This is a genomic window from Acetobacter farinalis (assembly GCF_011516935.1).
GTDB classification, from domain to species: domain Bacteria; phylum Pseudomonadota; class Alphaproteobacteria; order Acetobacterales; family Acetobacteraceae; genus Acetobacter; species Acetobacter farinalis.
On sequence record NZ_WOTF01000058.1, the window covers coordinates 1 to 1,757 of the forward strand.

Here is a 1,757-nt window from a genome sequence, read left to right on the forward strand (position 1 = left end):
CGCATGAGTTCAGAGAAAGGGATGCCAGACCAATGCGCCAACTGATCGAGAACTTCCTTGTGTTGCGGTTGAAGTCTGATCGTAGCGCGAACCGTATCTTTTTTTTGCCGTGCCATAAAAACCCCCAAAAATGTATCTGATGCAATCTGCATCAGTTTGGGAAGATGGGCAAGCGAGAAGAAAGAAAAAAACGCCAAAAAGGAAAAAGCCGGAAGGGCGCACTTATACAAACTCTCGTTTGAGGTGCGACAGAGAGCCAAGGGTGCCCCTTAGCGATCAAAAAAAAGCCGGTCAGAACGTGCTGGACGCTCTAAACCGGCTTGGAATTGAAGCGGCCAAGCAGACGCCTACCGGCGGCCTACGGCGCTCCCGCTCTGCGCTCGCTCTGCTCAGTGATGCACGGCGGAACTGGGAGAGTAAGACTGCTCATGAACAGGAACGACGGCGGCACGAGCTGCATCACGCCTAAGCTCGCGGCGCATCCTCTGCATGAAGTTTAAAAGCGCGTCCTCGCCGCCCAACTGATCGGAAACGCGATCCATCACACCCGCGTATTGCTCGATCATATGGCGCAAGGCGCGTATGTCGTCATGGTCTCGTTCAATAGTCATTTTCACCCTCTCAACATCGGCGGCGAGGACGCGCTGGGAAAGCTTTGCTGTCCAGTGCGACACCCCCCAGCATTGAGCAGGAGTAAGACGCGCCGCACGTTCCTTGGCGTCCCTATTCTGCGGCTTCATCTCAAGTTCCAAGCGCACCCAATCAGGCGAAGCAGGAGGCTCACCATATCGAGCCTTAGAAGCCATCTGCTTGCCCTTCTCATACAGGCGAACCATCGCAAGAGACTGGCGAGAACCAAAATACCACGTTCTGCCCGAAGTTTCGTCCCTATCTTCTCGAAAATCACCGCATTGAGTGACCTTCAAACCTGCACTTCTGGCAACACTCAGACAAAGGCTTTCCAGACGGTGCCATGTGCCCGGCCCGTCAAAATCCTCCGCCACATCCAAGCGTGAAACGCGGTGATCGCGCCAAGAAGCCCGTATAAGGCCCGCCACGCGCTCCGAATACATCCCAGAGGCCCGGATATGCGGGGCACCATTAGAACCCCCTGAGAGGAGCATACAGACGCGCTCACCGGATGGAGAAAGGAAGCTATGCGCCCTCTCATAGTTCAGCATACCTTTTGGCTCTTGCTGAATGTCGGAAACGACATCCGAAAGGCCCGTTTTTAAGGTGTCGAAAACGACTTCAGGAATACGAGGAACAGAGGCGGAATAGTAATCGAAACGCATCACGCACCCCCCCCAACCTTCGGAGTTACCCCCGTATTACTATACGGGGGCTGAGCGCGTTTTTTCGTTATCCTCTCCCCTTCCTCTGATGCGGTACTCGTTCCTCCGTTACGCTCAGAGGAAGGGGAAGAAATGCCGCCAAGTGTGCCAGGCTCCATATAATCATCGCGGGAGACTTCTTCGGCAAAGGAAGCGCGAGAAGTGAGATCTTCAAGAAGCTTTTTTGCGTCCTGCTCCCAATACATAACATCGGCAAGAGCGGCGAAAGTATGGGGTGGAGGGTCGCAATCAACATTCTGCATAGTGCGAACCAAAGACGCCAAAACAGGCATAGACGGCTCAATAATACCGCGCATGAGTTCAGAGAAAGGGATGCCAGACCAATGCGCCAACTGATCGAGAACTTCCTTGTGTTGCGGTTGAAGTCTGATCGTAGCGCGAACCGTATCTTTTTTTTGCCGT

At 53.8% G+C, this 1,757-nt stretch carries 3 protein-coding genes; all 3 read right to left on the bottom strand.

Annotated features, from left to right (window positions below; translation table 11 throughout):
• A partial coding sequence (locus tag GOB82_RS13330) for a hypothetical protein (RefSeq protein WP_206752405.1) occupies positions 1-260 on the bottom strand: 260 nt, incomplete at its 3' end.
• 129 nt (positions 261-389) lie between these two features.
• Positions 390-1,295 (bottom strand): replication initiation factor domain-containing protein, encoded by a 906-nt coding sequence (locus GOB82_RS13155; RefSeq protein WP_166123781.1) that lies wholly within the window; start codon positions 1,293-1,295, stop codon positions 390-392.
• On the bottom strand, positions 1,295-1,757 hold a 463-nt coding region (locus GOB82_RS13160), incomplete at its 5' end, for a ribbon-helix-helix domain-containing protein (RefSeq protein ID WP_166123779.1). The genes GOB82_RS13160 and GOB82_RS13155, both read right to left, overlap by 1 nt.

What these genes read in the sequence shown, in the direction of transcription:
- GOB82_RS13155 (WP_166123781.1), bottom strand. Translation starts at nt 1,295, where the DNA reads ATGCGTTTCGATTACTATTCCGCCTCTGTTCCTCGTATTCCTGAAGTC.